This window comes from Bradyrhizobium iriomotense (assembly GCF_018130765.1).
GTDB classification, from domain to species: domain Bacteria; phylum Pseudomonadota; class Alphaproteobacteria; order Rhizobiales; family Xanthobacteraceae; genus Bradyrhizobium; species Bradyrhizobium iriomotense_A.
Map to the genome: position 1 here is coordinate 482,405 of NZ_JAFCJZ010000003.1, position 26,109 is coordinate 508,513.

The window sequence follows — 26,109 nt, forward strand, 5'->3', positions numbered from 1 at the left end:
TTCTCCGGCGATGCCGCAAGGTACGCCGAGGGCGGCGCTCATCCATAGCTATTTGCGGCAGGGCCGCAGGAAGGAGTTGGCAGATGGCCACGGTGCAACTTCAAGGCATCCGCGAAGCCTTTACGTTCGACGACGTGCTGTTGAAGCCGGGCCTTTCGGACGTCATGCCGGGCGAGGTCGACATCCGCTCGCGCGTCACCCGCGCCATTCCGCTCAATATCCCGATCATGGCCTCGGCCATGGACACCGTCACCGAAGCCCGCATGGCAATCGCCATGGCGCAGGCCGGCGGCCTCGGCGTCATCCACCGCAATTTCGATCCCGAGGGGCAGGCCGCCCAGGTGCGGCAGGTCAAGCGCTACGAGTCGGGCATGGTGGTGAACCCGCTCACCATTAGCCCCGAGGCGAGCCTCGACGACGCGCTCAAGCTGATGAGCGATCACGGCATCTCCGGCATTCCCGTCGTCACCGGCGCGAGCAAGACCACGCCGGGCAAACTGGTCGGCATCCTCACCAACCGCGATGTGCGCTTTGCCACCGATCGCCGGCAAAAAGTCTCCGAGCTGATGACGCATGAGGGCCTCGTCACGGTGCGCGAGAATGTCAGCCAGGACGAAGCGCGGCGGATGCTGCACCAGCATCGCATCGAGAAGCTGCTCGTCGTCGACGAGCAGTATCGCTGCGTCGGCCTCATCACCGTGAAGGACATGGAGAAGGCGGTCGCCCATCCGCTCGCCTGCAAGGACGCGCAAGGCCGCCTGCGCGTCGCCGCCGCCACCACGGTCGGCGACACCGGCTTCGAGCGCACCGAGCGGCTGATCGATGCCGGCGTCGATCTCGTCGTGGTCGACACCGCGCACGGCCATTCCCGCCACGTGCTGCATGCGGTGAACCGCATCAAGCGTCTGTCCAACTCCGTGCAGGTCGTCGCCGGCAACGTCGCGACCTCGGAGGGCGCGCAGGCGCTGATCGATTCCGGCGCGGATTGCATCAAGGTCGGCATCGGTCCGGGCTCGATCTGCACCACGCGCATCGTCGCCGGTGTCGGCGTGCCCCAGCTCACTGCGATCATGGATGCGGTCGAGGCTGCGAAGAAGTCCGACATTCCCGTCATCGCCGACGGCGGCATCAAGTTCTCCGGCGACCTCGCCAAGGCGCTCGCCGCCGGTGCCGACATCGCCATGGTCGGCTCACTGCTCGCCGGCACCGACGAGACACCGGGCGAAGTGTTCTTGTGGCAGGGCCGTTCCTACAAGGCCTATCGCGGTATGGGCTCGGTCGGCGCGATGGCGCGCGGCTCTGCCGACCGCTACTTCCAGCAGGACATCAAGGACTCGCTCAAGCTTGTGCCTGAAGGCATCGAGGGCCAGGTGCCCTACAAGGGCCCGGTCGGCAACGTCATGCACCAGCTCGCCGGCGGCCTCCGCGCCGCCATGGGCTATGTCGGCGCAAAGGACATGAAGGAGCTGCACGACAAGGCGCAGTTCGTCCGCATCACCGGCGCGGGCCTGCGCGAAAGCCACGTCCACGACGTCACCATCACGCGCGAATCGCCGAACTATCCGGGCGGGGGTTAGTCCCCAGTCTCGTGCCCCGGACGCAGCGCAGCGCCACTTCGGTGATGCGCTGCAGAGCCGGGGCCCATCTCCTCGCGTCCTGCCGTGTTGCTTTCTGGGTCCCGGCTCTGCGCAGCAACGTTGCACGTCGCAGCGCGACCGGGACACGAGAACTGCGTGCGCTTCGGCGTCTAACCGCTCCACCGCTTTTGTATTGACGCGCTCCACTGCCTCCGCTTCGCTCGCCGACCAAGAAACTTCGGAGGAAGCCATGTCCCAAGCCAAGCGCATCGTTCTCGCCGCACGTCCCGTCGGCGAGCCCAAGCCGTCAGATTTCCGCATCGAGGAATTCGCCGTTCCGACGCCTGCGGCAGGTGAGGTCCTGCTGCGCACGATCTGGCTCTCGCTCGATCCCTATATGCGCGGCCGCATGAGCGAGGGACCGTCCTACGCCGCACCGGTGCCGATCGGCGGCGTGATGGAGGGCGAAGCGGTCAGCGAGGTCGCGGCCTCCAACAATCCTGACTTTGCCAAAGGCGACATCGTGCGCATCCGCTCGGGCTGGCAGACGCACGCGATCTCGAACGGCAAGGGCCTGATCAAGGTCGATCCGAAGCTCGGACCGATCTCGACCTCCATCGGCGTGCTCGGCATGCCCGGCATGACGGCGTACACTGGCCTGCTCGACATCGGCAAGCCGCAACCGGGCGAGACCGTCGTCGTCGCCGGCGCCTCCGGTGCGGTCGGCTCGGCGGTGGGGCAGATCGCGAAGATCAAGGGCGCCCGCGCGGTCGGCATCGCCGGCGGCAAGGACAAGTGCGACTACGTGGTGAAGGAGCTCGGCTTCGACGCGTGTCTCGATCATCGCGAAACCGATTTTCCGGCCAAGCTGAAATTCGCTTGCCCGAAGGGGATCGACGTCTATTTCGAGAATGTCGGCGGCGCGGTGTTCGAGGCGGTGTTCCCGCTGCTCAATCCGTTCGCCCGCGTGCCGGTCTGCGGCCTGATCGCCCATTACAACGACACCGAAGCCAAGCCGCCGAAATGGGCCGCCAGCATGATGCGCGCGACCCTGACCAAGCGGCTGACCTTCCGCGGCTTCATCGTCTCCGATTTCGCCTCCCGCCATGGCGATTTCCTGCGCGACATGTCCGGCTGGGTCCGCGACGGCAAGGTCAAGTACAAGGAGTTCGTCACCGAGGGCCTGGAAAGCGCCCCCGGCGCCTTCATGGGCCTCCTGAAGGGCGCCAATTTCGGCAAGCAGCTGGTGCGCGTGGGGCCGGACAAGGCCTAGGACGACAGGGAATGGGACTCTCGTTGCCCCAGCGCCACAAGCCGGCTGGGGATGGTTAAGAAAGAGTCACCAAATGGTCACACCTGCGCGCAAAAGCCGCAGGTGTGACCGCCTGTTCATTGACGGGCCGGCGAAGGCATTGAATCATCGCGCATATTTTGGGTGTTGCGATGTTAGAGATTGTTCTTTTCTGCGTAATCCTCCTGGCCGCCGGCTATTGGGCGACGATGTTCGTCATGGGCCGCCGCGACGACGTCATCCATGGCAAGTTCGTTCATGCCGAGGAGGCGGGCGATTTCGCGCCAGCCGCAATGCCCGCGCCACCGCCATTCCCGAAGCGTCCGGTGAAAGTTGTGCAGTCCGCCAGTGTTCAGCCCGCGACCGCCGAGGCCAAGCCCGTGGACAGCGCGGCGCTGCAATCCCTGCTGGCGGCGATCCAGCAGGATCTCAAGAGCGTCGCGTAAGCACCCTCAGACGCTGCCGCGCTCGATCAGGAACAATTCGACTGCGAGCCGTTGCTCGGCTGCCGGCGCACCGGAGAGCCGCGCCAACAGCAATTCCCCCGCAATCCGCCCCAGGGCCGCCGCATCGAACGAGATGGTGGTGAGGCCGGGCGTGATCTGATCGGCGACGTCGTTGTCGCCGAAGCCGAGCACGGCGAGATCGCGCGGCACCGAGAGGCCGCGGGCGCGGGCCTCGATCAGCGCGCCGGTCGCGAGCAAATCGTTGGCGCAGAACACGGCATCGACCTTGCCGTCGCGCGCGAGCAGGGCGGTGAAGGCGGCGCGGCCGTCGACGAGGCCCGTGATCTCGCCCACACCGATCTCGTGAACGATATCGAGGCCGAGCTTTGCCGCTGCCGTGCGAAAACCGTCGCGGCGCAGGGCGCCGCGGCCGCTGTTGCGGCCGATGAAGGCGACGCGGCGATGTCCGGCCTCCGCGAGCCTCTTTGCCGCCATCGCGCCGGCATCCGCATTGGGCAAGCCGACCAGCATGTCGATGGGATCGCGCGGAAACGCCCAGGTCTCGATCACGGGAATGTCGAGCTCGGCGAGCGCTGTGCGGTTCTCCTCGAGCTCGATCACGCCGGTGAACATCACCGCGGCAGGGCGGATGCCGCGCAGCGACTGGATCATCGCGACCTCCTTGGCATAGGAGTAGGAGGTCTGGCCGACCAGCACCTCAAAGCCTTCCGGCTCCAGCGTCGCGGCGAAGCTCCGCACGGCAAGGCCAAACTGCTGGCTGAGGATGTTGGAGACGAAGGCGACGACGACGTTCGACCGGCCCGAGCGCAGCGCGCGCGCATGCGGGTTGGATGCGTAGCCGGTCGCTTCGATCACCTCGAGGATGCGCTCGCGGGTCTTGCGATTGACCTTCTCGGGATGGCGCAGCACCCGCGACACCGTGATCGGCGCGACGCCGGCGCGTTCTGCGACTTCCTCGATGCGCGGCGGCCGTCCGGTCGCATTGCTGCGGCCGGGCGGCGCCGGAATGCGCACCACGTCGTCGTAACCTGGCTTTGCCGGATCGGTCATCGAATCCTGGGGTTAGTCCAAGTCGGTATCGTCTCCGAAGTTCAGCGAGCGGGCAACTCGTCACGCGACAGAGCACGCCCGACCTGGACCAGGCAGTCGCCGCTCTGGCTGTCGGTATGCAGCCGCTGCGAGATCACGATGCCGTCGGCGGGGAAGCGCAGCGCCTCTTCGGCAAGCTCGGGGCGCTCGAAGTCGTGATACCAGCCGGCGATGTCGCCGGCCTTGACCCGCGCGCCGACGGTGACAGCGGGCTCGAACCAGCCGCGGCGCGTCGCGAACACCGCCTGGGCATGGCTCTGCAGCGCCAGCAGCTCGGTGGCGCGCTCGACCGGCGCATGTGGCCCCAGCACGGGCGCCTGGATGAGGCCAAGCGCGAGCAGCAACCGGTCGACCGCGCGCGCGGTGAACGCCATCGTCTGCGGCGTGACGGTGCCGCCGCCGCCGAACTCGCCGGAGAGTCCGATCGCGCCGGCGCGTGCGGCCGCCGCCATCGAGGTCGGCGCTGTGGCGCCGTTCTCGGCGACGAAGGCGAAGGGCATGCCGAGCCCTTCCATCAGGCGCAGCGCGTGGCCGAACATCTCGGGCGGCCCCTGCCGCTCGATCAGCGCGCAAGGTACATGCGCCATCGAGGTGCCGCCGGAATGGATGTCGAAGACGACGTCGTGACGCGGAAACAGCTCGTGCTCGAGGAAGTGCGCCAGACGGAACGTCGGCGTGCCCGCGGCATCGCCCGGGAAGGCGCGGTTGAGATTGCCTTCGTCGAGCGGCGAGCGGCGGCGCGCCGCCATCACGGCGGGCAGGTTGGCGAAGGGCAGGATGGTGATCTCGCCTTTGATGTCCTTCGCATCTAACCGGCGATACAGCCGCGTCAGCGTGATCTCGCCCTCATATTCGTCGCCGTGATTGCCGGCCATCAACAGCAGCTTTGGCCCGGCGCCGTTCTTGATCCGGAAGATCGGGATCTTGAGCTGGTAGTAGGGGGAGCGGTCGATCGAGAAGGGAATGCCGAGATGGCCGGACCATTTCTGGTCCTTCTCGAAATCGATGTCGTGGAAAAGTCCGGTATGCATGGGAGGCCTCGTGGCCGCGCCGTCGCCGGCGCCGGCCGAAGGTTGAAGAAAAAGTGACGCCTTTACAGCAAGGCGACCGCGGTCATCTCGACGCGCAGATCGGGATCGGCGAGGCGGGCCTCGACGCAGGCGCGCGCCGGCGGGTTGGCCGGATCGATCCAGGCGTCATAGACCGAGTTCATGGTGTCGAAGTCGGTAATATGCGGCAGGAAGACGTTGACCGCGATCAGCTTGGAGCGGTCCGTGCCGGCTTCCTTCAGCAGCGCGTCGATCTTGGCGAGCACCTGCTGGGTCTGCGACACGATGCCGGCCTTGCGGTCATCGGCGACCTGGCCTGCGATGTGCACCATGCCGCCGGCGGCGACGGCCTGGCTCATGCGCGAGCCGACGACGTAACGTTTGATCATCTGAAATTCTCCTCGTGAAGGTCGGCTCCCGCACGATGCGGGAGCCGTGTGCGAGCTTACAGCGTCGGCAGCGACTGCTCTTCCTTGAACCATTTCAGCTGAAGTGCGCCGAGCTTGCCGTTCAGCTTGTTGAAGAAGATGTCGGTGTTGATCCAGTTGAGCAGGTTCTGCTCGCCCTGGCGCACGCCGACATGGGCCGGTGACTGGCGGATCAGGAACTTCAGCTCGACCTCCTTGGTCGGGTTCTGGTCCTGCACCTTCAGCGCAATGGCGCTGTTCTCGGCAAACGTGTCGGCCTGTCCGGCGAGGAAGGCTGCGATGGCGGCCGGTGTGTCCTCGAAGCGCACCAGCTTCACCTTCGGCGCGTTGTCGGTGAGCCAGACGTCGAGCGTCGTGCCCTTGGCGACGGCGACCGTGCGGCCCTCGAGATTGTCGGGTTTCTTGCCTGTTGCCGCCGGAATCGATTTGGCGCCATAGACGCCGAGATTCACCACCGCATAGGGCTGCGAGAACATCACCTGCTGGGCGCGTTCGGGCGTCGCGCCGAGACCGGCGATCAAAATGTCGAGCTTGTCCGAGAGCAGGCTCGGGATGCGCGCGGCGCCCGTCACCGGCACGAGCTCGAGCTTCACGCCCATGTCGGCGGCGATCAGTTTTGCAAGATCGGCGTCAAGGCCGGCAATCTCGCCCTTGTCGTCCTTGAAGCCCCAGGGTGCTGCGTCGGTGAGGATGCCGACGCGAATCTTGCCGGCGCCGAGCACGTCCTGGAGCTTGTCGGCGTTGGCGAGATTCGGCGCGGCGAGAACGGCAAGCGCCGCGGCTGCGATGGTGAAGAAGGACTTCAACTTTCTCATAGCTCTCTCCTGGTGGCGGATTGGTGGACGATGATCATTTCGCAGAGGCAATGAAGCTTGCGAGCTCGGGCGTCTCAGGATTGGCAAACAGCTTTGCCGGCGGCCCCTGTTCCCAGACGCGGCCCTGGTGCATGAAGACGATGCGGTTGGCGACGTTGCGGGCAAAGCCCATCTCGTGGGTGACCAGGATCATGGTCATGCCTTGCTTCGCCATCGCCTCCATCACCTTCAAGACTTCGCCGACGAGTTCGGGATCGAGTGCCGAGGTCACCTCGTCGAACAGCATGAGGTGAGGGGCCATGGCGAGGCACCGCGCGATGGCGACGCGCTGCTGCTGACCGCCCGAGAGCTGCTCCGGCCATGCGTCGATCTTGTCGGCGAGGCCGACGCGGGTGAGCACATCCGCGGCCAGTGCACGTGCTTTCGCCTTGTCGATGCGTCCGGTGAGCAGCGGGGCAAGTGTGATGTTGCGCTCGACCTTCAGATGCGGAAACAGATTGAAGGCCTGGAACACGATGCCGACGCGCTGACGGAATTTCTTCAGGTCCGGCATCCTGGCGTGGACCGTCTGGCCCTCGACCCGGATCTCGCCGGAATCGACGCTCTCCAGCGCGTTGATGCAGCGGAGCAGCGTCGACTTGCCCGAGCCGGAGCGGCCGATGATCGTGACAATCTCGCCTTCCTCGACATCGAGCGAGACGCCCTTGAGCACCTCGACCTTGCCGAATGTCTTGTGCACGTCGCGGATTTCAACGAGAGCCATCGAGGCGGGCCTCCAGGGAGCGGGACCAGAGCGTGAGCGGCAGGCACAGCGCGAAATAGATCGCGGCGACCAGCGCGTAGGTGAGCAGCGGCTGGAACGTCGCCGCGCTCACCACTTGGCCGGCGCGGGCAAGCTCGACAAAGCCGAGGATCGAGGCGAGCGAGGTGCCTTTGATGAGCTGCACCAGGAAGCCGACGGTCGGCGGCAGCGACATCCGCAGCGCCTGCGGCGCAATGATGTGGCGGAATTGCTGCCAGGCGGAGAGGCCGAGGCAGGCGCCGGCCTCCCATTGCGCTTGCTTCACGGCCTCCAGCCCGCCGCGCCAGATCTCGCCGAGGAAGGCGGCGGTGTAGAGCGTGTAGGCGACGGTCACGGCGATGAGCGCCGGCACCTGGATGCCGAGGAAAACCGGCATGCCGAAATAGAAGAAGAACAAGAGGCCAAGCAGCGGCACGCTCTGGATCACCTGGATGCAGGCCGCCATCGCCCAGCGCAGACCGGCGAACCGGCTGATGCGGCCGAGCGCGAGCCCCAGCGCCAATGGCGCGCCGAAGGCGAGCGCGAGCACGACGAGCGCGACGGTCCAGCGCAGGGCCGCAAACAGCGAGACGAAATCGATGAGGGAGAAGGATCGCATCGCTTGTCCCTCAGCGCCGCCGCGGCCAGCGGAAGGCCGCCAGACCGACAATTGCGAACAGCGCCTTGAACGACATCGCCATCGCGAAATAGACCGCGCAGATCACCGCATAGACCTCGAAGCTGCGATAGGTGCGGCTTTCGATGAAGCCGGCGACATGAAACAGCTCGTCGGCCGCGACTTGCGAGGCGAGCGAGGTGCCGAGCAACAAGAGGACGAACTGGCTGGTCACGGCCGGATAGGCGTTGCGCAGCGCCGGCGGCAGGATGATGTGGCGGAACACCTGCCAGCCGGACAGTCCGAGGCACTGGCCGGCTTCGACCTGGCTGCGCGGAATGGAATCGAGGCCGGCGCGGATGATCTCGACGGAATAGGCGCCGAAATAGAGCGACAGCGCCACGGCGGCGGCCTCGAACGCCGGCAGCTTCAGGCCGAAATTCGGCAGCACGAAGAAGACGATGAAGATCTGGATCAGCGACGGCGTGTTGCGGAACAGCTCGATGTAACCGCGCACCAGCCAGCGCAGCGGCGTGATGCGCCCCTTCAGCGCGACCGCGCCGGCGATGCCGATCAGGAGTCCGGCCAGCGCCGAGATCACCGTCAGCTCCAGCGTGACGATGGCGCCGTCGATGAGCTGGTTCTGATAGCGCCAGAGCGGCAGGAAATTCATCGCCGCCCTCAGCCGAACTGGGTGGGAAGGGCGCGCGTGACGACGCCGTCGGCATCGAGGCCGAAGATGACGCGCCAGCGGTCGAGACAGGTGCAGGGATGCGAGATGCCGAAGGCGATGATGTCGCCGACCGCAAGCGTGCTATCGGGCGCGACGGAGAGGAAGGCGTGCTGGTCGTTGAGGCGCGTCACGGTGAGCGCAGGAGCGAGCCCTTGCTGCTCGACGCCGTCGCGGAACACGCGCAAGGGAACCGGCAGTCCCTGGTCGAAGGAGGCATCGCGCATGCCGAAGCCGGCGATGGCAAGGCCATCCTCGGGCCGCGACAGCACCTCGGCCCAGAGTGTCAGCGCGGGCCGAAAGCCTTCGACGGCAGAGTGGCGCAGACCGTCGACGAGCAGGCCGCCGCGCCGGTCCAGTTCCGCGAATGCGCGCGCATAGATGCCGTGATCGGCGAAGAACAGCGCGCCCGAGCGCAGGATCACGCTCGCGTTGCCGTCAGCCTGCGCCACCGGCGCCAGCGCATGCGCGACGATATCGAAATAGGCGGAGCCACCCGCGCTCATGATCAATGGCCGCTGCGGAGCGGCGGCGCGCACCAGCGCAAAGGTCTCGATGGTGCGCTCCAGCAGCGCTGTGATCGCGCGCATTGTCGCCTCGGCATCGGACGTTGCGGCCGCACCTTCGTAGGTGGCGACGCCGCCAAGCACGAGGCGATCGGCGGCGAGCACGGCTGCGATCGTTGCCTCGACCGCGGCGCGATCGCGCGCGCCGGCGCGGCCTGCACCTAACTCGACCAGCACGGACAATTCGGCGCGTCCCGCGATCCGCGCTGCCTCCGCGAGCGCTGCGACCGCGGCCGGTGAATCCGCAAAGGCGTGAAATTCCACATCGGGATAGGCGCTCAGCAGAGCGCCGAGCCGCCGGCCGGCCGCGAGCCCGCCGATCTCGTTGGCGAGCAGCAGGCGCCGCTCGCCGCTCGCGAGCAGCACGGCGGCCTGCTGGATATTGGCGACCGTCGTGCCCCACGCGCCGGCTGCGCGCAGCGAGCGCGCCAGCTCCGGCGACATCGGCGTCTTGGCGTGCGGCGCGACGCTGACGCCGGCGCTCTTGCACCAATTCAGGAAGAGGTCGCGGTTGGCCGCGAAGGCGGCTTCATCGAGGGTGAGGGCGGGCAGGGCGAGATCGCCGCGCGCAGGTGACCAGCGCTGGCTGCCGATGTCCTCGGTGGCGACGCCATCGACCAGGGGAATGCCCCGAATGGTCGTCGAAAGGCGTTGGCTATCCCACCGGGACAAGAACTGCATTGTCGCTCCCTCAGCGGCCCCTGACCGCTGGAATGAACGATATGTTCTGATGACAACGTTGTCATTAGCCAAATATAGCCAAGTTGGGGACAAATTCGATGCAGGGCGGTATTTAGATAAGTTTATCTGCCGTTGGATTGAGCTAGTGCTCGCCGCCCATCTGGGCGAGGACTTCCTCGATGTCGATATCGGCCTGGCCCGCCGCCCTGATGTGGCGGACCTCGAATCTGTCCGGCCCGAAGCGGTACTCGACGAGGCCGGTCTCCTTGATCGCGATGCGATCCTGGCGCGCGTCGTTGATCCTGAAGCCGACCGACGGCGCCCAGACGTGGCGCGTATGACGATAGGTGAAGTCGCGGCGCTGATGCACGTGGCCGCTGGCGATCAGGCGCAGATCGACACGCGCGAACATCTCGATCAATCGCGCGCGTGCTGGCTGCGGCACGTAGCGGATCGAGGTCTCAGGTAGTTCGGGGTCATCGGGCAGGTTGAGGAACAGCGGCTTGTGCAGGAACAGCGCGACCGGCCTGCCGTTCACGCGCGCGATCTCGGAGGCGAGCCAGTCGAACTGCTCGGCTTCGAAGGCGAGCCCTGAATTCATCACCAGCGTGTTGAGGCCGATGAAGCGCCAGCCGGCCGCTTCGAACGACCAATGGTCTTCGCCGATGATCTCGCAAAATTGCCGGCGGTTCGCTTCCGCGATCGGCGGCTTCGGTGCAGGTCCGATCGCGGTCGGATTGTCGCCGATGTCGTGATTGCCGGGGATGTAGCGGCAGGCGACGGGCAGGGCGTCGTGCAGGCCCTTCGCGAACAAGACATCGTCGCGGCTGGTCGGCCCGTCGAAGGAAACGTCGCCGGTGTTGACGACGAGGTCGGGCCGCTCGGTGTCGATGTGCTCGCAGACGCGATGGAAGTTTGCGATCAGGCCGGGAAAGCGCCGGCCGAGATGGGTGTCGGAAATCTGCGTGAGGCGAAATTCGGACATGGCATCAGCATACGCGTTGTCACACGTCGAAACGATGACGCCTGCCCACGCATCGCAATGAAGCAAAGTTTAAAGCGGGCGGTGGTCGTTGCGCGCGAGGGAAGGCCTATCCGCCGTCAAAGCAAATCCGTCCGACGGGTTTGCCATTGCTGCGATCCCTAAGCTGGAACGGACAGCGCAGGCGTTCGAGCGCCTTGCCGGCATCCTCATTGCCGAGCGCGGCAGCGCGCTTGTAATAGGCGATTGCGGCCTTGGCATCCTTCTCGCCGGCCCGGCCGGCTTCGGCATAGGCACCTAACCGCTCCAATGCGTCGGCATGATCGAGCGCGGCGGCCTTTTCGAACAGCGCCTTCGCGGCGACATCGTCTTTCGGACCGCCATCGCCGTCCTGGGTCATCAGTCCCAGCTGAAACATGGCCTCGTTGGAATTCGCGTCGACGGCCTTGGCGTACCATTTGCGCGCCAACGCCAAATCCGTCTTCCCGCCGACACCGGCGCCGTAGAGCGAGCCGAGGTTGAGCATGCCTTCGACGTCGCCGGCATTCGCCGCCTTCTCGATCAGCGTCCGTCCCTCGCCGATGTTCTTCCTGATGCCGTTGCCCTGGATCAGGAGCACGCCGAGGCCGGCCATCGCGGTGGAGCTGCCCGCATTAGCGGCCTTGCGATAAGCGCTTGCTGCCTCAGCCAGCTGCCGGTCGAACTCGTAGACGCGGCCGAGCTCCGTCCAGATCCGGCGCGGAGCGTCGGGCACTGCGGCGGCCGCTCTGCAGGCCTTCAGCGCGGCGGGGACATCGGCGATCTCGAGAATTCCCTTCACATCGGCAGGCCTGTCCGGATCGGTGGGATGCGCGGCGAGCCGGTCGCACGTCGCGATGTCGGCCGGGGCGGCGATGGCCGACATCCACAGTGCGGGACCAAGCAGGGCGGTGAGGACAAGCGCGGCAATGCGCAACTGCGTTCGGGGCATCACGTCACAGCACGCGATAGCGGATCGTGTAGGCGTCCTGCGGGGCGACGCTGCCAGCCACCGGCGAGGCGATACGGTCGGCGAGGTGCCAGGGGCCGAACTGCTCGGTGCGATGTGGCTCGGCGGGCAGGCGCAGGCGGAATTCGAACGTGCCCTTGCCGGGCAGTTTCACGACCAGCATGCGGTCCGCGGTGCGATGGTTGAGCGCGACCGCGCCGCGCAGCACTGCGCGTCCGTCGGCAAGGTCGCGCACGCCATCGACCAGGGCCAGGGTCTGGTTGCGGTCGGTGTGCAGCTCGATCTGGCTGTCGTTCACCGCCGCCAGCGTCTCGCGGGGCATGCGGATTTCGAACTCGACCGCGGGTTTTGACGGGTTGAGGCCGAGATAGGCGAGCGCGGCGTGGCGCATGTCGTAGGCGGCAAAGGCGAGCAGGGCGATGGCGGCGAGCGCGGCGAGGCCGTGCCTGACCACGTCCTGCCACGTTCGGTAGCTCAGGCGGAAATACACCGTCATCGCCAGCGCCACCGCGAGCGCCGTGGCGATACCTGCCAGCGCCGACATCAGGATGCCGAGCTGGCCGTCAGCGGATTCGGCGAAAGAGCCGATCAGGCTGGAGAGGGTGTTCATGGCGGTCGCTCGCCTTGTGCCCCAAAAGAGGGCGAAATTGCTTTAACAATCGGTGGTTGGTCGCAAGAGCGGGAACACCGGTTCAACTCGCTGATTGTCAGCGTGAGAAGTCGCGGCTAATGACGGTCCGCGGCGTGCCGCGCTTTACGGGAAAGTTCCGATGTCCGTCCAAATGGTCCTGCTGCCTGTCTTCGTGCAGGTCGGTCTCACCTTCGCGCTTCTGATCGGCATGGTGCTCGGGCGCCGGAAGGCGCTGGTCTCGGGCGAGACCAAGATCCGCGACATTGCGCTCGGCGAGCCGAACTGGCCCAAGGACGCCACCCAGATCGGCAATTGCTATCGCAATCAGTTCGAGCTGCCGGTGCTGTTCTATGCCCTGATCGCGCTGGCGCTGCCCTTGCGCCATGCCGATCTCTTCATCGTGCTGATGTCCTGGGTGTTCGTGGTGACGCGTTTTGCCCATGCCGGCGTGTTCGTCTCCTCCAACGATCTCGGCCGCCGCTCCACGATCTGGCTCGCCGGCGTGCTCGTGCTGCTCGCGATGTGGATCTACTTCGCGCTGAGAATGCTCCTGGTGATCTGAGCCTTACACGCTTGATCCAATCTGAAAGGTTCAAATGACCCCCGCTGCCCGGCTGTCCGCAGCCATTGAACTGATCGACACCATCGAGAGAGACCGCGTGCCCGCGGCCAAGGCGCTGAAGGAGTGGGGCACCGCGCACCGCTTCGCCGGCTCGGGCGACCGCGCCGCCATCGCCGGCCTCGTCTGGGACGTGCTGCGCCGCTACGCCTCGAGCGCGTACCTGATGGACGCCGACACCGCGCGCGCCAGGCTGATCGGCATGCTCCGCCTCGAGCGCGACATGGACGCGGCGACCATGGCCGCCATGTTCGACGGCAGCCGGTTTGCGCCGACGCCGCTGACCGAAGGAGAGCAGGCGGCGCTCAGCCAGCGCTCCCTCAAGGACGCGCCCCCTTCCGTCGCCGGCGATTACCCGGAATGGCTCGATCCGCACTTCGCAAAAGTGTTCGGCGAGGACCGTGCAGCGGAGACCGCCGCGATGGCGAGCCGGGCGCCGCTGGACTTGCGCGTCAACACGCTAAAATCCAATCGCGACAAGGTGCTGAAGGCGCTTTCTCATCTTCATGCGAAACCGACGCCTTGGTCCGCAACCGGCCTGCGCATCGAGCTTTCGGCCGATGCGCGTAACCCCGGCATCCAGGCGGAAGAGGATTTCATCAAGGGCGCAATTGAAGTGCAGGATGAGGGTTCGCAGCTTGCGGCCCAGTTCACCGCGGCAAAACCCGGCGAGCAGGTGATCGATCTCTGCGCCGGCGCCGGCGGCAAGACGCTGGCGCTCGCCGCCCTGATGCAGGGCAAGGGCCGGCTGATCGCGACCGACCGCGACAAGCGCCAGCTTGCCCCGATCCACGAGCGCCTGTCGCGTGCCGGCGTCCACAATGCCGATATCCGCACGCCCAAGGGCGAGGCCGATCCGCTGGCCGACATCCGCAGCTCGGCCGACCTCGTCGTGATCGACGCGCCCTGCACGGGAACCGGAACCTGGCGCCGCAACCCCGACGCCAAGTGGCGCATGCGCCCCGGCGCCCTGGAGATCCGCCTGCGCGACCAGGCCGAGGTCCTGGAGCGTGCGGTTCCCCTGGTGAAGCCGGGTGGCCGCATCGCCTACATCACCTGCTCGGTGCTGTCGGAGGAGAACGGCGAGCAGGTGAGGGCGTTCGTCGGCCGCCATCCCGAGTTCGCGGTGGTGCTGCCCGAGCAGACCGCCAGCGTGCTCTGGGACAAGGCCGAGGCGTTTGCCGACGCCGCGCTGCAGTCGGCCGAGGGCTGGCTGATGACGCCGCGGCGGACGGGAACCGACGGGTTTTTTGTGTCGGTGCTGAAGAAGACGGGATGATCAACGTTGTCATTCCGGGGCGCGCGTAGCGCGAGCCCGGAATCCATCGTGCGGCGGTCTCCGCGGGCTCATGGATTCCGGGCTCTCGCGTCGCGATCCCCGGAATGACAGGGAAAAAGCAAAAGCCCCGCGAACCGATCCCGGTCGCGGGGCTTTCGAGTTCTGGCGTCCTGCCGGTACGTCCGTGGTCAGAACGCTGCGCCGGCGTTAGCCGACGCGGAGATTGTCAGCCGACGACTTGCCGCTGCGGCGGTCGGCGACGATGTCGAACGAGACCTTCTGACCCTCGTTGAGGGACGAGAGGCCGGCGCGCTCGACAGCGCTGATGTGGACGAACACGTCCTTCTGGCCGTCGTCCGGCTGGATGAAACCATAACCCTTTTGGGTGTTGAACCACTTCACGGTGCCCATAGCCATGGGGAACTTCCTTTAATTAGTTAGAGACAGTACGCACGCGGACCGGTACGCGACGCTGCGCCCATGGCCCTGATGAGTCGATGTTTGGAGAATTCATCTGAAGCGTGCGCGCCCGTCTTAGACGAGGCGAAGCGGCCCAGTCGTTCGGCCAAGTATCGATGATCACAATATAGCGAGATAATTGGACTTCTTCAAGGCACCACCCGTGGCCCGGTACGTCGCCCGGATTTTCTATTTTGCGGTGCAAATACACCGCATGTCAGCCCTCAATCGACGATGAAAAGCGTCGCGCCTGACGCCGTCGAGGACCGGTGCGCGGCATCGCCGAAATCCGAAACCTGGTAGCTCATGCCCGCCGTCAGCTTGAACTTGCGGCCGTCGCGCAGCTCCGAATCGAGCTCGCCCTTGACCACGAAGATGACGTGGCCGCGGTCGCACCAATGATCGGCGAGATAGCCCGGCGAATACTCGACCATCCGCACCCGGAGATCGCCGATATTGAGCGTGCGCCAGAGCGCTTGCCCGGTCTCGCCAGGATGTGTGGTGGCCTCGACCTTGCTCCAGTCGGTGACGGTGAAGGGGGAGGTGGGGAGTTTCATGATGGTCGTCCTGTCTTGGAGCCGGCGGGCGTAGTGTTAGCGCACACACGTGCCACAGTCTCCGTCATTGCGAGCGCAGCGAAGCAATCCAGAAATGCATCCGCGGCGGCAGCCTGGATTGCTTCGCTGCGCTCGCAATGACGCTTGTGGAGGCACGCTCGCGCTTCACTCTCGCTGTCATTCCCCGCGAAGGCGGGGAATCCAGTACGTCGCGGCTTCTCCGTATCACGGCGCCGCCTCTGGAATACTGGATCGCCCGCCCCAGTGCGCAATTGCGCACAGGGCGGGCGATGACAGCGGTGAGTGTGGCTTCACCCTCAATGCACCAAATGGTTCGCCGACCCCTGCACGATCAGCCCGGCATCGTTCACCCGCAGATATTCGCAGATCTTCTTGCCGCGCTCGTTCGCATAGAACACCACGACGCTGTCGGGGCTGACGAACAGGTCGATCAGCGAAAAGTGCAGCTCCGGCAGCAGCCCGAGCGCCTTGCCCCAATAGGCCCGCAAGCTTTCCTTGCCGCGCACGGTCCCGCTGGCGTCGAACCCCATCATCGGAATCCGGTCCGAGGTCATCACGGCCGCCTCGTCATAGAGCGCGAGCACGCGTTCGAGATCGCGGGCGTTCCAGGCCTCGACCCAGGTCCGGCCGAGCGCGGCGAGCGTTGATGGCTGATGATGCTGTGACATGAGCGTTCTCCCTGATCGGCCCCTGTCGGACGGCGAGGCAAATTAGGTCAATAATACTTACCTATATACACTTGTCCATGCCCAAAGAAGAATGTGGGCGCGCAAGCCAGCGCGGTTGCGGGCGGGGGCTCCGTCGCGTATCTGCTTGCCATGACAGCAGCACAGAACGACCGCTCCGCGTCGACGCCCTCATTGGCCTCGGCGCATGACAAGATTCTCATCGTCGACTTCGGCAGCCAGGTGACGCAGCTGATCGCGCGTCGCGTGCGCGAGGACGGCGTCTATTGCGAGATCGTCCCGTTCAACAAGGCCGAAGCCGCCTTCAACGAGATGAAGCCGAAGGCGGTGATCCTCTCCGGCGGCCCTGAGTCGGTGCACGAGGCCGGCTCGCCCCGCGCCCCGCAATTGATCTTCGATTCCGGCGTGCCCGTGATGGGCATCTGCTACGGCCAGATGACCATGGCGGCCCAGCTCGGCGGCGAGGTCGAGGGCGGCCACCACCGCGAATTCGGCCGTGCCGATGTCGAGGTGAAGGCGCAGAGCAAGCTGTTCGAGGACGTCTGGACATCGGGCAGCAAGAACCAGGTCTGGATGAGCCATGGCGACCGCATCACCAAGATGCCGCCGGGCTTCTCCGTCGCCGGCACCTCGCCGAACGCGCCCTTCGCGATCATCCAGGACGAGAAGCGCAAATATTACGGCCTGATGTTCCACCCCGAAGTGGTGCACACGCCCGACGGCGCAAAGCTCATCCGTAACTTCGTGCGCAAGATCGCCGGCCTCACCGGCGACTGGACCATGCGCGCGTTCCGCGAGGAGGAAATCGCAAAGATCCGCGCCCAGGTCGGCAAGGGCAGGGTGATCTGCGGCCTCTCCGGCGGCGTCGATTCAGCCGTCGCGGCTGTGCTGATCCACGAAGCCATCGGCGACCAGCTCACCTGCGTCTTCGTCGATCACGGATTGATGCGCCTCAACGAGGCCGAACAGGTCGTCGACCTCTTCCGCCACCACTACAACATCCCGCTCGTGCACGTGGATGCCTCCAAGCAGTTCCTGGGCGAACTCGAAGGCGTCACCGATCCCGAAACCAAGCGCAAGACCATCGGCCGCCTCTTCATCGAGGTGTTCGAGCAAGAGGCCAAGAAGATCGGCGGCGCCGACTTCCTCGCGCAGGGCACGCTCTACCCCGACGTGATCGAGAGCGTCTCCTTCACCGGCGGCCCGTCGGTGACGATCAAGTCGCACCACAATGTCGGCGGCCTGCCCGAGCGCATGAACATGAAGCTCGTCGAGCCCTTGCGCGAGCTGTTCAAGGACGAGGTGCGCAAGCTCGGCCGCGAGCTGGGCCTTCCCGAAATCTTCGTCGGCCGCCACCCGTTCCCGGGCCCGGGCCTCGCCATCCGCTGCCCCGGCGACATCACCCGTGACAAGCTCGACATCCTGCGCAAGGCCGACGCCGTCTACATCGACCAGATCCGCAAGCACGGCCTCTACGACGAAATCTGGCAGGCTTTTGCGGTGCTGCTCCCCGTGAAGACCGTCGGCGTCATGGGTGACGGCCGCACCTACGACTACGTCGTCGGCCTCCGCGCCGTGACCTCCACCGACGGCATGACCGCCGACTTCTACCAGTTCGACATGAAGTTCTTAGGCGAGACCGCCACGCGCATCATCAACGAGGTGAAGGGCGTGAACCGGGTGGTGTACGATGTGACCAGCAAGCCGCCGGGGACGATTGAGTGGGAGTAGGGCGCCCGGCGGTTATCGGCTAGATTGGCGTAGGCGAGATCACCGTCACCATCCACCGGACCGCCATGACATGGGGCCGAGCGAGGCTTCGTAGAGCTGACCTAAATAGTTGGTCTATTCCTGGTACCGCTGCTTTACCACTTGGCGGCATCATCAAGTGGACCGCTCGATTTTTCCAGACTTGCCGTGAGCGCGACCAACTCGTGCTGCCGCCGCGCGCCCGTTTTGGCAAAGATTGTTTTCAACTCGCGACGTCCCGTTTCCTTTGCAATCCCAAGGTTGTCACAGATTGCACTCAATGTCTCACCCGTTGCCAGTCTCGCCGCAAGCCGCGCCTCCGCGGGTGACAATCCAAATGCGGCACGCAAAGCGGCTTCTTGCGGCTTCGAACGAGCGCCTGGCTCTACGAGAACGATGACGGCATGGCAGTCCGCGAAGACGTGCGCAGTGATCTTTGTGAGCTTCATGGGGTACGCGAGTATCGGCGGCAGTTCCCGACGTGGCATTGGAATTGGCGGCATCAGGGCAACATCGTCGGCATTCCAAAGCAAACGATGCAGGGCGCGCTCGATCGCCGCAGTGGCAGACGGATCAGCGGAAGTCAGCCGTCGAGCGCAAATTCGAATGTCTCCGGTTAGCAATCGATGGGCCAACCGATTTGTTCGGATGATCTCTGCGCGCCGATTGAGGAGGACCGCGGCCGTTTGGCTGATATCGAACGCTTCCAATGCGGCATCAGCGGCAGCAAAGCCCAGCGCACAGGATACCGCTGCATTGGCAGATAACGATCTCGATAGGTGAGCCAGTCTCGATTTTTGCGCGGCCGAAAACGGATCCTGGTGCTGGCCACGCTGAATCGAGAGGCCCCAAACATCGTCCCCGCAGGCGATTTTCACACAAGCGAACCATCTAAGACCCAAGGGTGCAAGAAACTCTTGATAATAAGGAAGGTGTTTCATTTGATCGGGCGTCACGCAATCGAGATCGTCCATAACACTGTCCCGCAGGAGCGTTGCCACACCGCGAAAGCGTTCGTCGCGCTTATGCCACCCATCTCTGAAGTAAACCTCGGTAGCCCGTGCCAACCCCTCGCTGGAAGGTACATAGGGGAGATGCTCTCCTGAGATCGGCAGCAGGAGGGCTCCGCGGCTCTCTGTTTGCGCCGTCACTACATCGAGAGCCTTTGACCAAAGTGAGGGATCTACTGCGGCGGCAGCGAAAGCCTGCTCTACGAGAGTGAGGTCCCAAGCATTCATACCCGCCCCCCCAATCTCCAAGCGCAAAAATGTCTTTCTGAACGCAAAGCGGGACAGGCAACTGGGACCAATTGATCCCCTCGCAGCAATATCTCTTACGTATTACTCCCTTCGTGGTGGTTATTCCCCACAACTCGGGCAGCTAAGGCCAAGGAGAGAACTGCGAAGTCAGGAAGCAGTGCGACATTCTGCCCACCTGCCCCAAATGGGGCAAGACAGCTCTGGGTAGAGAGCGGCTAATTGAGACGATGATGATGCAGGCAAGCCCCAGACTCGGAGGCGCGTTCATCAGTTCGTTGTTTTGCCTGACCATTTTTAGGCTTTCTAGCCAGGGCAAAACGCGCTCGGAGTTCGAAAAACGCGATCGCGCAGCATCGGGTCGCGATAGAGCTCGCCAATTATAAAAGCACTGACTGGATTCACCAACAGACTGTTTGATGAAGAAACGATTTAGCCCTTTCGGGAGCGATTGCATTTGAGGGGCAGGCGATGGCGGCGGTAACCGGCCTTGATCTCGATGTGACCTCGACAGACCGGCAATCGAAGCGACCGGCGTCATCGCGCGCCTGTCATTGATCTTAATGGCGTTGCAGCGGGCACATGGGCAACGCTTCACTACAATGCTGGAGACGCGCGAGCGCCGTCCGCTGTGGCGCGCGTGAGAAACTCGGAGGCATAAAATGACTGACACAGGATTCGATGGATCATCCGTGACCAATCAGAACGAGCCGCCGGAGCTGCTCGGACCGGGCGCTGGAGCCGTGGCCTTTTATACCTTCGACGATACGAGCGGCGGAATCGTCCGCGACGAGCAAGGCGATCATGACGGCGCGATCATTGGCGCAACGCCCGCGCCGGGGCGCACCGGCGATGCCCTGCAGTTCAATGGGTCGCAATACGTCAGTGTGCCGGACTCGCCCGACTGGACGTTCGGCAGCGACGACTTTTCGATCGTGCTTTGGGCCAATTTCAGCTCAGCGCCCGGCGGCCCCGCGGGAGCTCCCCAAGGGGGCGTTCTCGTGGCTCACGATGAAGGCGGGGGCGAAACAAACAAATGGTGGATTGCGGCCTATTCGGGCAATCTCGGCGTTCACGTGAACAGCCCCACCCTCGGGCCACAATTCTTTGCGGAGACGCCGTTCAATCCCGTGCCGGGCGAGTGGTATTTCATCGCTCTGACCAAATCCGGCTCGTCCTATCAGCTGTACGTCAATGACCAACCGGGCGGCTCCGCGATCCAAAACTTCGACATTCCGGACGCGAACGTGCCGCTGACAATTGGGCAGGGTGAAGGCTTCTATTTCAACGGCATGATCGATGGGCTCGGAATCTATCACCGTGCTTTGTCGCAGGAAGAACTGCTGGGCATCTATCAAAGCGGCGCAGGCGTGCCCGGCGACGGGATCGCAGTCTCGATCGCCGAGAACACAACGGCGGTCACGACCGTCGCCGCGACGGATCCCGACGCCGGACAGACGCTGACCTACTCGATCGCCGGCGGCGCGGACGCGAACCTCTTCACCATCGATCCCAGCAGCGGCGCACTCTCATTCAAGAGCGCTCCGAACTTCGAAGCGCCGGCCGACGCCGGCGGCGACAATGTCTACGACGTTACGGTGCAAGTCTCGGACGGCAATGGCGGGTCCGACACGCAAGCGATTGCCGTAACGGTCGGCAACGCCAATGAGGCGCCAACATTCGTCGGCGGTGGAATTGTGACGACGGCGATCGGTTCGGCCGATGACTTCGGTCGAGGCTTGGCCGTGCAGCCTGACGGAAAGATGTTGGTGGCGGGCAGCAGCTTCAACGGCACCAGCGTCGACTTTGCCCTGGTTCGTTATGACGCAGATGGCCATCTGGACACGAGTTTTGGTGGCGATGGAAAGGTAGTCACCGACTTTGGCGGCACCGATGATAATGGATTCAGCGTTGTCGTAGATCCTAACGGAAAGATCCTGGTTGCGGGCTATACCGGGTCCGGTGCGGGCTCCGACTTCGCCATCGTGCGATACAACACGGATGGCAGCCTGGACACCGATTTCGGCGACGGCGGCAAGGTCGCAACGGGTCTCCTGACCGACGACTTCGGCCAGAGTGTCGCGCTGCAATCCGACGGAAAGATCGTTGTTTCAGGCTACAGCTTTAATGGCTCAAGCTTCGATTTTTCGCTCGTGCGATACAATGCCGACGGCACGCTTGACACGACCTTCAATGGCAATGGAAAGGTCACAACGGAAGTTGCGTTCCACGATGCAAGCTACAGCGTTGCCTTGCAACCGGACGGCAAGATCGTGGCCGCTGGCCATAGTTTTACAGGGAACGGGCCGAACGATTTCGCAATTGTTCGCTACAATGTGGACGGCAGTCTCGACACGAGTTTCGATGGCGATGGCAGGCTCACTACGGACTTTGGGGGTACCAACGACGTTGGCCAGAGCGTTGCCATTCAGGTCGATGGCAAGATCGTGGTCGCGGGCTATAGCCTGACCGGCTCGAATGCCGACTTTGTCGTGGCGCGGTACAACGTGGACGGCAGCCTCGATGCGTCGTTCGGGGGCGACGGAAAGATCAGGACGAGCGTCGTAGAGGGCAGCGACTACGGGAGCAGCGTCACGATCGGGTCCGACGGCAAGATTCTGGTGGCCGGCAATAGCTTCAACGGGTCGAACACGGATTTTGCCCTTGTCCGCTACAACGCCGACGGCAGCCTCGATACGACCTTCGGCATAGGTGGCACGGTCACGACGCAAGTCGGCGATGGGCCGGACGAAGGTTTCAGCGTCAAATTGCAAGCCGACGGAAAAATCCTGGTGTCGGGATACAGCAACAATGGCTCGAATGCCGACTTTGCGCTCATCCGTTACAACCCGGACGGCAGCCTCGATACCACGTTCGGCGCGTCGCTCTCGATCCCGGAAAACACCACGTCTGTAACAACCCTCGCGGCCACCGATCCTGACACCGGCCAGACGCTCAGCTATTCGATCGCAGGCGGTCCCGATGCCAGCCGGTTCGCGATTGATGCCAATACTGGCGTGCTCTCCTTTGTCTCCGCCCCGAACTTCGAAGCGCCTACCGACGCGGGCGGCGACAATATCTACAACGTCACCGTTCAAGTCTCCGACGGCGCCGGCGGCACCAGCACCCAGGCCATCGCGGTTACAGTGACGAACGTGGACGAGATCGCCCCCACGCTCGCAAGCATCACCCGCAACGATGCTGCGACCACCAACGCCCAAATGGTGAATTACACGGTGACGTTCTCTGAGCCAGTGACGGGTGTCGACATCGACCAGTTCTCGCTGGTGACATCAGGTGTGTTGGGCGCCAGCATCGCAAACGTGGTCCCGGTGGTCGGGAGCAGTGGTACACAATACACGGTCTCGGTGAGTACAGGCAGCGGCGATGGTGCCGTTGCGCTTGCTTTTACCGGGACGAATGTGCGCGATCTGGCGGGGAATCCGATCCCGGGTGGCACGTTCCAGACAGTCGAGACTCTCAGCGGCGGGATGGTCGGCCATCTCACGGAGGGCGATGTCAACGGCGATGGGCACCAGGATCTCGTTTCTGAGAATGACACCGGCGGCGTGGCTGTCGCGCTTGGTAACGGCGACGGTACGTTTGGTGCGCCGACTGTATTTCCTGCGGGTGACGCCCTTAATGGCATCACGATCGGCGATGTGGACAATGATACCTTCGCAGACATCATCGCCTCGAACTCCAATGCCGGGACTGTGTCGATCCTGCTGGGTACCGGCGATGGGACGTTTGCGGCACCAATAACAGCTGCTGCCGACGTGCCGTTCCCGTCGGACTCCGACCTTGGCGACTTCAACGAGGACGGCTATGCGGACCTCGTCCTCAAGGGCGCTCTGCTATTCGGGAATGGCGACGGCACATTCCAATCACCCGTCCATCTGCCGACGGTCAATGCCTACATCTCGGCCGTAAGCGACCTCGATCACGATGGGCACCTGGACATCATCAACAGCAGCTTCGGTGCCGGCGTTCAAGTCTTCCTCGGCAACGGTGACGGGACCTTCGCGGAGGTCGCGGGTCTGAGCGGCCTCGGATATTGGAGCCTGCTGGCGGATTTCAACAACGATGGCGATTTGGACATCGCCTTCACCGAATACAACGGCTCGCTGATGGTAGCCCTTGGCAACGGTGATGGCAGCTTCCAGCCTCAGATGTGGTCACCCATTCCCAATGGAGGCGCGGGGTCCATCGTGTCGCAAGATGCGAATGGCGATGGCAACACGGATCTATTGTACTATGACGCAAATGATGGCGGTGCCTCCTACGGGATCTCCTTGCTCTTGGGCAACGGCGACGGGACTTTTCAGGCCCCGCACTTTATTGCCAGCGGTGGCACCCTTTCAACTCAGGCCGATTTTGATGCTGATGGCAGACCGGACATCGCCGTCTACAATGCCGGTGTGAGCACCGTCATGCTCAATAGGCCCCCGACCGTCGTGGGCCCGGCTTATACGATCGACAAATTTGATGCACCGACGACCGGCGCGGCCTCGGTCGTCACAATCGAAGATGTCACCCATACTTTTGCAGTTGCGGATTTCCCGTTCTCCGACAGCAGTGATGCTTGGTCGCACAGCATGGCCAATGTGATCGTCACGTCGCTGCCCACATCGGGGACGCTTTTTTATGACGGGCAAGCAATCAGCACAGCGCAGGCCGCCGCCGGCTTCGCGATTTCCAGCGCCGACATGGCTGCCGGCAGGTTTACCTATGCGCCACCGGCCAACGGCAACGGAGCGGGCCTCGCGTCCTTCTCATTCCGCGTGCAGGACACCGGGTTGCCGGCTGCCGGGACATTGGCGACCTGGACTTTCGACGGCACCGCCGCCGACATCTCCGGCTACGGTCACAATCTGACGCTCACTGGCGGGGCCAGCTTCGCCACCGGCTTGTCGGGGCAGGCCCTCAGTCTCGATGGCGCAAAGGCGAGCGGCGCCATTCTCAGCACGGCCCCCGCGGCGTTCGATCTTGCGGGGAACGATTTCACGATCCAGGTGTGGGCAAAGTTCAACGACTTGAGCCACGAGTCCGTGCTCATCGAGAAGTGGACCAACGATTCGGGGCCCGGCTGGACGTTCACGCGGCTCGACGATGGCCGGCTGCAGTTCTATGCCGCGGGCGTCGCCATCCTCACGACGGGTCCGCTGCCGATCGATACCGGGGTTTGGCACCAGTTCGTTGCCGAACGAAGCGGCGATACTTTCAGTATTTTCCTGGACGGCGCCCTGGTCATGAGCGACACGGGCTCTGGCGCGATCATTGCGTCGCCAGCGCCACTCCTGCTCGGTGGACGCAATGCCGGGGATCCGCGCAATTTCACGGTCGACGGCGAGATCGACAATGTCGTGATCCTGGATCACGCCTGGTCAAGCGAAGAGGTTGCAGGCAATTGGAACGGCGGCGCCGGAATCGTCATCGGTCAGAACATTTCGAACTCCGCAACGATGACCATCGGCGTCACACCCGTCAACGACGCACCGACCGGCCAACCTTTCATCAGCGATGTCACACCGACCGAAGGCCAGCTGGTCTCGGTGTCGCGGGGATCGATCGATGACCCGGACGGAACTACGACTTCCGTGTTCAGCTACCAGTGGCAGGCATTCAACGGCACGGTCTGGACCGACATCGCGGGCGCGACCAGTTCGAATCTTGTGCCGAGCCAAGCGCAAGTCGGCCAGATGCTTCGCGCAGTTGTTAGATTTACTGACGACTCTGGCACGCTGGAAGCCGTCACCTCTGACGCGACCGGAATCGTCGGAGACCTCGTCACTGGCAACAACTCCGCCAATGTTCTAACCGGCACGGCGGCCGAGGACATTCTTAATGGCCTCGGCGGAAACGATACGCTCAACGGGCTGGCTGGCAATGACGTGCTCAATGGCGGGGCCGGAAACGACCGGCTTAATGGCGGTACAGGGGACGACGCCATGACTGGCGGCACTGACAACGACATCTACGTCATCGACAGTCCTGGCGACACGGTCATCGAAGCAGTTGGCGGAGGCACAGATACAATCGAGACGACGCTCAATTCGTTCTCGTTGACCAGCCTTGCCAACCTTGAGAACCTGACATTTACCGGAGCCGGGGACTTTGTCGGGACGGGCAATGCACTGAGCAATACGGTCAGGGGAGGCAACGGAAGCGATCGCTTTGTCGCGACCATTGGCGACGGCAATGACTCTTACTTCGGCGGCAACGGTGTGGATACCATCGACCTGTCCGGTACCACGGCTGCGGCGACCGTCACCGGCAGCACCGCAACGAGCGCCCAAATCGGCAGTGATATATTGAGCGGCATCGAAAATATCATCGGCAGCCAGGGAAACGACCAGATCACCGGCACCGGCGGGGCGAACGTGATCGGGGGCGGCAACGGCAACGACATCATTAATGCCGGCGGTGGCGACGACCGCGTTGTCGGCGGGGCGGGCAATGACACGATGGACGGCGGCGGCGGTAACGACACCTTCGTGTTTGCATCTGGCTTCGGCAACGACAACATCAATTCTTTCGACGCCAACCCGATCGGCGGGCAAGACTTCCTCGACATTTCGGCATTCGGGATAACGGCTGGCGATTTTGCCACCAGAGTCACCATTGCCGACGTTGGGGCCGATACACTCGTCACGATCGACAGCGACCCAAGTCAAACGATCCGATTGGTTGGCATCGGCAACGCCACAACGGTTACGCAGTCTGACTTCCTACTCTAAACGGGATCGCGGTTTGCCGTACGGCGAAGCCCGCCGACTTCGGTGCTAGGGC

The 26,109-nt window shown here is 64.0% G+C and carries 22 protein-coding genes; 7 read left to right on the plus strand and 15 right to left on the minus strand.

Going from position 1 to position 26,109, the window contains the following annotated elements; translation table 11 throughout:
* The first annotated feature begins 83 nt into the window (after positions 1-83).
* From guaB to JQ635_RS08465, 3 genes are all read left to right on the plus strand, one after another.
* Entirely contained in the window at positions 84-1,577 is a 1,494-nt protein-coding gene (guaB, locus tag JQ635_RS08455; RefSeq protein ID WP_211409398.1) for an IMP dehydrogenase, read from the plus strand.
* Positions 1,578-1,827: 250 nt separating this feature from the next.
* On the plus strand, positions 1,828-2,850 hold the full coding sequence (locus tag JQ635_RS08460) for an NADP-dependent oxidoreductase (protein WP_211409399.1): 1,023 nt from the start codon (positions 1,828-1,830) through the stop codon (positions 2,848-2,850).
* 170 nt (positions 2,851-3,020) lie between these two features.
* A complete protein-coding gene (locus JQ635_RS08465) occupies positions 3,021-3,314 on the plus strand; it encodes a hypothetical protein (protein ID WP_211409400.1) in 294 nt (97 codons plus the stop codon).
* Positions 3,315-3,320: 6 nt separating this feature from the next.
* On the opposite strand, the gene JQ635_RS08470 is transcribed toward JQ635_RS08465, so the two are convergent.
* The 11 genes from JQ635_RS08470 to JQ635_RS08520 all read right to left on the minus strand — a co-directional run bounded on the left by JQ635_RS08470 (position 3,321) and on the right by JQ635_RS08520 (position 12,670).
* On the minus strand, positions 3,321-4,385 hold the full coding sequence (locus JQ635_RS08470; protein WP_211409401.1) for a LacI family DNA-binding transcriptional regulator: 1,065 nt from the start codon (positions 4,383-4,385) through the stop codon (positions 3,321-3,323).
* A 41-nt stretch (positions 4,386-4,426) separates the two neighbouring features.
* A complete protein-coding gene (locus JQ635_RS08475) occupies positions 4,427-5,455 on the minus strand; it encodes a succinylglutamate desuccinylase/aspartoacylase family protein (protein WP_211409402.1) in 1,029 nt (342 codons plus the stop codon).
* A gap of 62 nt (positions 5,456-5,517) precedes the next feature.
* Positions 5,518-5,862: a RidA family protein gene (locus tag JQ635_RS08480; protein ID WP_130362418.1), complete on the minus strand. Its 345-nt coding sequence runs from the start codon at positions 5,860-5,862 to the stop codon at positions 5,518-5,520.
* A 56-nt stretch (positions 5,863-5,918) separates the two neighbouring features.
* Complete coding sequence (locus JQ635_RS08485; protein ID WP_211409403.1) at positions 5,919-6,716, minus strand: transporter substrate-binding domain-containing protein; 798 nt, start codon at positions 6,714-6,716, stop codon at positions 5,919-5,921.
* 34 nt (positions 6,717-6,750) lie between these two features.
* Positions 6,751-7,479: an amino acid ABC transporter ATP-binding protein gene (locus JQ635_RS08490; protein ID WP_211409404.1), complete on the minus strand. Its 729-nt coding sequence runs from the start codon at positions 7,477-7,479 to the stop codon at positions 6,751-6,753.
* Positions 7,466-8,116 carry an amino acid ABC transporter permease gene (locus tag JQ635_RS08495; RefSeq protein WP_211409405.1) on the minus strand — a complete coding sequence of 217 codons (651 nt, stop codon included), beginning with the start codon at positions 8,114-8,116 and terminating at the stop codon, positions 7,466-7,468. The genes JQ635_RS08490 and JQ635_RS08495 overlap by 14 nt, the downstream gene beginning before the upstream one ends.
* 10 nt (positions 8,117-8,126) lie before the next feature.
* Entirely contained in the window at positions 8,127-8,786 is a 660-nt protein-coding gene (locus JQ635_RS08500) for an amino acid ABC transporter permease (protein WP_211409406.1), read from the minus strand.
* 8 nt (positions 8,787-8,794) lie between these two features.
* Positions 8,795-10,090, minus strand: a complete 1,296-nt coding sequence (locus JQ635_RS08505) for an amino acid deaminase (protein WP_211409407.1) — start codon at positions 10,088-10,090, stop codon at positions 8,795-8,797.
* Between the two features lie 142 nt (positions 10,091-10,232).
* Positions 10,233-11,075, minus strand: coding sequence for a metallophosphoesterase family protein (locus tag JQ635_RS08510; protein ID WP_211409408.1), 843 nt, complete (start codon positions 11,073-11,075; stop codon positions 10,233-10,235).
* Between the two features lie 106 nt (positions 11,076-11,181).
* Entirely contained in the window at positions 11,182-12,042 is an 861-nt protein-coding gene (locus tag JQ635_RS08515) for a tetratricopeptide repeat protein (protein WP_246583363.1), read from the minus strand.
* 4 nt (positions 12,043-12,046) lie between these two features.
* A complete protein-coding gene (locus JQ635_RS08520; RefSeq protein ID WP_211409409.1) occupies positions 12,047-12,670 on the minus strand; it encodes an acriflavin resistance protein in 624 nt (207 codons plus the stop codon).
* A gap of 160 nt (positions 12,671-12,830) precedes the next feature.
* Here JQ635_RS08520 and JQ635_RS08525 point away from each other — a divergent pair, with 160 nt between their 5' ends.
* Both JQ635_RS08525 and JQ635_RS08530 read left to right on the plus strand, forming a co-directional pair.
* Positions 12,831-13,253 carry an MAPEG family protein gene (locus JQ635_RS08525; protein ID WP_211409410.1) on the plus strand — a complete coding sequence of 141 codons (423 nt, stop codon included), beginning with the start codon at positions 12,831-12,833 and terminating at the stop codon, positions 13,251-13,253.
* A gap of 34 nt (positions 13,254-13,287) precedes the next feature.
* Positions 13,288-14,589, plus strand: a complete 1,302-nt coding sequence (locus JQ635_RS08530; protein WP_211409411.1) for an RsmB/NOP family class I SAM-dependent RNA methyltransferase — start codon at positions 13,288-13,290, stop codon at positions 14,587-14,589.
* Between the two features lie 207 nt (positions 14,590-14,796).
* Here JQ635_RS08530 and JQ635_RS08535 read toward each other — a convergent pair whose 3' ends face one another.
* From JQ635_RS08535 to JQ635_RS08545, 3 genes are all read right to left on the minus strand, one after another.
* Positions 14,797-15,006, minus strand: a complete 210-nt coding sequence (locus JQ635_RS08535) for a cold-shock protein (RefSeq protein ID WP_008141931.1) — start codon at positions 15,004-15,006, stop codon at positions 14,797-14,799.
* 266 nt (positions 15,007-15,272) lie between these two features.
* Positions 15,273-15,605: a DHCW motif cupin fold protein gene (locus JQ635_RS08540; protein ID WP_211409412.1), complete on the minus strand. Its 333-nt coding sequence runs from the start codon at positions 15,603-15,605 to the stop codon at positions 15,273-15,275.
* 317 nt (positions 15,606-15,922) lie between these two features.
* Positions 15,923-16,294: a nuclear transport factor 2 family protein gene (locus JQ635_RS08545; protein ID WP_211409413.1), complete on the minus strand. Its 372-nt coding sequence runs from the start codon at positions 16,292-16,294 to the stop codon at positions 15,923-15,925.
* A gap of 150 nt (positions 16,295-16,444) precedes the next feature.
* Between JQ635_RS08545 and guaA the strand changes: the two genes are divergently transcribed.
* The gene (gene guaA, locus JQ635_RS08550) at positions 16,445-18,043 is read left to right on the plus strand and encodes a glutamine-hydrolyzing GMP synthase (RefSeq protein WP_211409414.1); all 1,599 of its coding nucleotides are present in this window, start codon (positions 16,445-16,447) and stop codon (positions 18,041-18,043) included.
* Positions 18,044-18,177: 134 nt separating this feature from the next.
* Here guaA and JQ635_RS08555 read toward each other — a convergent pair whose 3' ends face one another.
* Positions 18,178-19,035: a helix-turn-helix transcriptional regulator gene (locus JQ635_RS08555; RefSeq protein WP_211409415.1), complete on the minus strand. Its 858-nt coding sequence runs from the start codon at positions 19,033-19,035 to the stop codon at positions 18,178-18,180.
* A gap of 944 nt (positions 19,036-19,979) precedes the next feature.
* Between JQ635_RS08555 and JQ635_RS08560 the strand changes: the two genes are divergently transcribed.
* Entirely contained in the window at positions 19,980-26,057 is a 6,078-nt protein-coding gene (locus JQ635_RS08560; protein ID WP_211409416.1) for a LamG-like jellyroll fold domain-containing protein, read from the plus strand.
* Positions 26,058-26,109: the final 52 nt, after the last annotated feature.